The following is a 6,095-nucleotide window of genomic DNA, read 5'->3' on the forward strand; positions in this document are numbered from 1 at the left end:
CGTTCAGGGGCCGTGCAGTGGTGATTGCCGCCGGTGCGGCTCGAGTGGCTGCCCCGCCGTCCTTGTGGACCCCGCGGCAACTCGAAGAACTCTACACGACCCCGTAGGGCGCATCAAACCGGTGGCGCAAGCACTTTTCGGGGGCGTACGGTCGGCGTCATGACTCGGCATGTGCGTACGCAGCAGTGGTGGGCCGCCTGACGGCGGCCCAGACTCCGTGCTTCGCGCATGCATCCAACGGCCGCCGCCTCGGCGGCCGTTTTTGCTGTCCGTGGCGGCGTCCCCTCCAGACAGGGAGCGCACCACTTCATGACCCGGATCTTCAGCGGCATCAAGCCCACCGGTCACCTGACGCTCGGCAACTACCTCGGCGCCGTACGCCAGTGGGTGGAAGTGGATCAGCACAAGGCCGACGCGTTGTTCTCCGTCGTGGACCTGCATGCGCTCACCGTGGAGCACGATCCGGCGCGGGTGCGGCGCCTCAGCCGGCAGACGGCCACGCTTCTGCTCGCGGCCGGGCTGGAGCCGGCGCAGTGCACGGTGTTCGTACAGAGTCATGTGGACGAGCACACCCGGCTCTCCTATCTCCTGGAGTGCACGGCATCCGACGGCGAGATGCGGCGGATGATCCAGTACAAGGAGAAGTCGGCGCGGGAGCGGGCGGCGGGAGGCAGCGTAAGGCTGTCGCTGCTGACGTATCCGGTGCTGATGGCGGCGGACATCCTGGCGTATGGGGCGGACGAGGTCCCGGTGGGGGACGACCAGGCCCAGCACGTCGAGCTGACGCGGGATCTCGCGGTGCGGTTCAACCAGCGGTACGGGCAGACGTTCACCGTGCCGAAGGCCGTACTCCCGTCCGTGGCCGCCCGGGTCATGGATCTGCAGGATCCGACGGCGAAGATGGGGAAGTCCCATGCGGAGACGGCGGGCATCGTCTATCTGCTGGACGAGCCGGACGTCGTGCGCCGGAAGATCATGCGTGCGGTGACGGACAGCGGCACCGAGGTCGTCCACGACCGTGAGACGCGGCCCGGTATCGCGAATCTGCTGGAGATCCTGGCCGCATGCACCGGCGGAAATCCCGCGGAGCTCGCGGGCGTCTATTCCTCGTACGGCGCGCTGAAGCGGGATACGGCCGATGCGGTGCTGGAGGTTCTGCGGCCGCTGCAGGAACGGCATGCCGAACTGTGCGCCGACCCGGGTCATGTGGATGCCGTGCTGCGGGAGGGGGCCGGGCGGGCGCGGGAAATCGCCCGGCCGACGGTGGACGCGGCCTACCGGGCGATCGGCTTGCTGCCCGCGTACTAGGCCGCGAAGAAGCCTTTCCGGGGCGGTCAGCCCGCCGCCCGGAACGCACGCCGGTAGTCGCGCGGGCTCGTCGCAAGGCGGGCCGCGAAGTGCTGCCGCATGGTGACCTCGCTGCCGAACCCGCAGCGGCGGGCCACCTCGGGCATCGGCAGCCCCGTCCGTTCGAGGAGCTTCTGGGCCGCGGCGATGCGCTGGTCGAGGAGCCACTGCACGGGCGTCGTGCCCGTGGTCGCGGTGAAGTGGCGGGCGAAGGAGCGCGGTGACATGCCGGCCCAGCCCGCCAGGTCGGCGACGGTCAGCGGTTCGGCGAGCCGGCGCAGGGCCCGCTCGCGTACGTCCGCCAGGGCATCGGCTTCGCGGTCGGAGCAGGGCGTGGGCTGTTCGACGAACTGGGCCTGGGTGCCGGTGCGGAAGGGGGCGGTGACCATGGCGCGGGCGATGGTCGCCGCCGCCTCGGCCCCGTGGGCCCTGCGCACCAGGTGGAGGCAGAGGTCGATGCCGGCGGCGACGCCCGCCGCGGTCCACACTCCGGCGTCCTCGACGAACAGGGCGTCGGGGACGACCTCGACGCCGGGGTGGCTGCGGGCCAGGAGCCCGGTGAGGTTCCAGTGGGTGACGGCGCGGCGGCCGTCGAGCAGGCCGGCCTGGGCGAGGACGAAGGCACCGCCGCAGAGGGCGGCGACGGGGACGCCGGCGCGGTGGGCGTCGCGCAGGGCGGCGAGTACGGGCTCCGGAACCGGCGCCAGGTGGTCCTCGACCCCGGGGACGACGACGAGGTCGTCCGTACCGAACCCGTCCAGGTCCAGGTCCTGGTCGGGGGTGAGCGTGAGGCCGCCGGGCATGGCCACGGGGGCTCCGTCCGCGCCGTAGCGGCGCAGCTCGAAGCGGGGGCCGCCGCGGTCGGTGCGGTCGACGCCCCAGACCTCGGTGATGACGGCGACGTCGAAGGCGCGGATGCCGGGGAAGGCGACGAGGGCGATGCGCTGCGCTGGCTGCATGAGCATCATCCTGACGCCTGCGGCATGCCCGTGGCAGTAATCCATTGGCAGCAATCCATCGAACATGGTCTCTTCTGCCACTGGGACGGCCCTGCGGCGACGACCAGGATCGTCAGCATGAACAGCGCACAGAACATCCGTATCAGCGACAACGCCGCCCTCGTCGTCATCGACGTCCAGAACGCCTGGAACGACCAGGACCACTTCCCGCCCCGCAACAACCCCGCCGCCGAGGACAACATGGCGCAGCTGATGGACACCTGGCAGGCGGCGGGCCGGCCGGTGGTGTTCGTACGGCACGACTCGCCCAAGCCGGACTCGCCGCTGCGCCCGGGGCAGCCGGGCAACGACCTGCAGGACTTCGTAGAGCAGCGGCGCGGCAAGGGCAGCGGGCCGGAGCTGCTGATCACCAAGACGGTGAACTCGGCCTTCCTCGGCACTCCGGATCTGAAGCACTGGCTGGACGAGGCCGGAATCCGGCAGATCGTCGTCATCGGCATCATGACGAACTGGTGCGTGGAGACCACCGCCCGGATGGGCGGGAACCTGGGCTACGACGTGATCGTGCCGGTCGACGCGACGTACACCTTCGACGCGGTCGGCCCGGACGGGCAGTCGCTCACGGCGGACGAGCTGTACCGGGCGACGGCGACCAACCTGCACGCCGCCGGCTTCGCGAGGATCGCGCCGACGGCGGCTCTGGTGGAAGGAGCCTGATCAGCCCTCGCCCGAGGCCAGCTCCCGGCTGCGGTCGCGGGCGGCCTCCAGGGCGGCGATCAGCGCGTGCCGCACCCCGTGCTTCTCCAGCTCGCGGATGGCGTTGATCGTCGTACCGGCCGGTGAGGTGACCGCCTCGCGCAGCTTGACCGGGTGCTCGCCGCTGTCGCGGAGCATCACGGCGGCGCCGATGGCGGCCTGGACGATCAGGTCGTGGGCCTTGTCCCGCGGGAGGCCGAGGAGGATGCCGGCGTCGGTCATCGCCTCGACGAGGAAGTAGAAGTACGCAGGGCCCGAGCCGGACAGCGCCGTGGCCGCGTCCTGCTGGGACTCGGGCACCCGGAGCGTCTTGCCGACGGGCTTGAAGATCGCTTCCGTGCGGAGGAGGTGGTCCTCCGTGGCATGGGTGCCCGCGGAGATCACCGACATGCCCTCGTCCACCAGGACGGGGGTGTTCGGCATGACGCGCACGACGGGGTTGCCGCCGGGCAGCCGCTCTTCGAAGAAGGACGTGGGGACGCCGGCCGCAGCGCTGATGACCAGCCGGTCGGCGGGCAGGTGCGGGGCGAGCTCGTCGAGGAGCGCCGCCATGTCCTGCGGCTTCACGGCCAGGATGAGGGTGTCGGCGGACTTCGCGGCCTCGGCGTTGGTGACCGTCTCGACGCCGTAGCGGGCACGGAGGGCCGCGGCGCGCTCGGGGCGGCGGGCGGTGACCAGGAGGTCGTCGGTCGACCAGCCCGCGCGGATCATGCCGCTGAGCAGCGCCTCGCCGATCTTTCCGGTGCCGAGGACGGCGACTTTCTGTGCCACGGATACGGGGGATGCCGCGGAGGCCGCGGATACCTCTGTTGCCCTGGATTCCACGGATTCCACGGATGCCACGGATGCCTCGTGCTCCTGTGCCACGACTTCCTCTGCCACGGGCTCACCTCTTCGCTGCGCGGGGATGGGCTGCACGCCGGGCTTCACAGTGCGCTGGACGACGCCGGTCGACACTGAACGACGCTGAACGACGCCGCGACACCGGACGACACCGGTCGGCACCGGGGGCGTGTCCGGCCATCTTTGCACTCCGCGCACACGCCGCGCGCCGGGCGCATTTCACGGGTAAGCCCACGGGGGCCTGCGCCGGAGCGATGGGAACGGCATATTCCGGCCTGCCACCACTGCGTTTACATCGTGGTAACACGCCAACACTCCAACGGTATTGGCCACTTGGACAGAATGACCGCGGGTGTCCACGGCACGCTCCGTCACCCTCTACCGTCCGGCCGGTCCTCACCCCGACGTCTCCGCTGCCCGTACTCCGACATCCGACAGGCAACGATCACATCGCCGCGCGACGACGCATGACGCCGCGCGCTGGAGGCAATCCTCATGGACAAAATACCCCTCACCCCTGCCCGGAAAGTGCTCGCCAGGACCAAGCTCCGGTCAAGCCCTTCCCACGACGGCGCCAACGGCGAGGCCGGCGGCGGGACCAACAGCGGGGCCGCCCTGCGCCGCGATCTCCGCGCCGACTTCACCGCCTCCCTCGTCGTCTTCCTGATCGCCGTCCCCCTCTCCGTCGGCATCGCCGTCGCCTCGGGTGTACCGGTCGAACTGGGCCTGGTCACCGGCGTGGTCGGCGGCCTCCTCACCGGGCTGCTGCCGGGCAGCAGCCTGCAGGTCAGCGGCCCGGCCGCCGGCCTGACGGTGCTCGTCTACGAGGCCGTGCGGGAGTTCGGGCTCACCGCGCTCGGCGTGCTGGTCTTCACCGCCGGGCTGCTGCAGATCGCGATGGGGCTGCTGCGCCTGGGCCGATGGTTCCGGGCGATCTCCGTCGCCGTCGTCCAGGGCATGCTGGCCGGCATCGGCCTGGTCCTCATGGCAGGCCAGATCTACGCCATGGCCGACACCCGCCCGCCCTCGGGCGGCCCGGCCAAACTCGCGGGCCTTCCCGACCTGATCGTCGACACCCTGATCTCGACGGACGCCCTGATCGCCGCCGCGGTCGGCGTCGGCACGATCGCCGTGCTGGTGCTGTGGCCGCAGTGGCGGTGGGGCGCGCAGTTCGTGCCCGCGCCACTGGCGGCGGTCGCGCTGGCGACGGGCGTGGTCGCCGGCTTGTCGCTGCCGGTGGCCCGGATCGAGGTGAACGGGATGCTCGACGCGGTCCAGCCGCCGGGCAGCGCGGACTTCGCGCGGCTCGGTGAGATGAGCGTCCTGGGCACGGTCCTGGCCTTCGCCCTCATCGCCTCCGCCGAGACGCTGTTCAGCGCGGCCGCGGTCGACCGCCTGCACGAAGGCCCCCGAACGGACTACAACAAGGAGCTCATCGCCCAAGGCGCCGGCAATACGGTGTGCGGCGCACTCGGCGCGCTCCCGATGACCGCCGTCATCGTCCGCAGCGCGGCCAACGTCCAGGCCGGGGCGAAGACCAAGGCCTCGCGCGTCCTGCACGGCGTCTGGCTGCTCGTCTTCGTCTCACTCGTCCCGTGGGCCCTGGAGGTCATCCCGGTGGCGGCACTCGCGGGGGTGCTGATGCACGCGGGGTGGAAGCTGCTGCCCTTCCGGGACATCGTCCGGCTGTGGCGCGAGCACCGCGGCGAGGCCGTGGTGCTCATCGTGACCGCGGGGGCCATCGTGGCGACGAACCTCTTCGAGGGCGTCGTCATCGGCCTGCTCATGGCCGTGGCGAAGGCCGCCTGGGAGACCTCGCACGTCCACGTGGAGACACAGACGACGGAGGACGGCACGATCCGCGTCCGCGTCCTCGGCAATGCGAACTTCCTCCGACTGCCCAAGATCCTCGACGAGTTGGAGGCATCCCTGCCGCCTTCGGGACGCAGCGTGGAACTCGACCTGAGCGGGCTGCGGCACATGGACCACGCGTGTCGCTCGGCCCTGACGGCCTGGGCCGAGCGCAATACCGAGCATCGGGGGCCGGTGCCTGCCGGGCCCGGACCCGGATCTCCACCACACCATCCGCAGGAGTGAATCCCTGGAAATACAAAAAAGCCCTGGTGGGAACTCAAGGTTCCCACCAGGGCTTTCTCTAAAATTTGTTCGGCGGCGTCCTACTCTCCCACA

5 protein-coding genes are annotated in these 6,095 nt (G+C 70.8%); 3 read left to right on the forward strand and 2 right to left on the reverse strand.

The features are described from left to right. The first annotated feature begins 309 nt into the window (after nucleotides 1–309). A complete protein-coding gene (gene trpS / locus IE241_RS33810) occupies nucleotides 310–1,308 on the forward strand; it encodes a tryptophan--tRNA ligase (RefSeq protein ID WP_190025708.1) in 999 nt (332 codons plus the stop codon). A 26-nt stretch (nucleotides 1,309–1,334) separates the two neighbouring features. Here the strand turns inward: trpS and IE241_RS33815 are convergent, their stop codons facing one another. Beyond that, nucleotides 1,335–2,306 (reverse strand): GlxA family transcriptional regulator, encoded by a 972-nt coding sequence (locus IE241_RS33815; protein ID WP_190025709.1) that lies wholly within the window; start codon nucleotides 2,304–2,306, stop codon nucleotides 1,335–1,337. A gap of 117 nt (nucleotides 2,307–2,423) precedes the next feature. Here IE241_RS33815 and IE241_RS33820 point away from each other — a divergent pair, with 117 nt between their 5' ends. Continuing rightward, on the forward strand, nucleotides 2,424–3,023 hold the full coding sequence (locus IE241_RS33820) for a cysteine hydrolase family protein (protein ID WP_373300821.1): 600 nt from the start codon (nucleotides 2,424–2,426) through the stop codon (nucleotides 3,021–3,023). Here the strand turns inward: IE241_RS33820 and proC are convergent, their stop codons facing one another. Beyond that, the gene (gene proC, locus IE241_RS33825) at nucleotides 3,024–3,833 is read right to left on the reverse strand and encodes a pyrroline-5-carboxylate reductase (RefSeq protein ID WP_190025710.1); all 810 of its coding nucleotides are present in this window, start codon (nucleotides 3,831–3,833) and stop codon (nucleotides 3,024–3,026) included. Between the two features lie 567 nt (nucleotides 3,834–4,400). Here proC and IE241_RS33830 point away from each other — a divergent pair. Then, nucleotides 4,401–6,002 (forward strand): SulP family inorganic anion transporter, encoded by a 1,602-nt coding sequence (locus IE241_RS33830; protein WP_190025711.1) that lies wholly within the window; start codon nucleotides 4,401–4,403, stop codon nucleotides 6,000–6,002. The last annotated feature ends 93 nt before the right edge of the window (nucleotides 6,003–6,095 follow it).

The sequence above is a fragment of the Streptomyces hiroshimensis genome, from assembly GCF_014650335.1.
GTDB lineage: Bacteria > Actinomycetota > Actinomycetes > Streptomycetales > Streptomycetaceae > Streptomyces > Streptomyces hiroshimensis.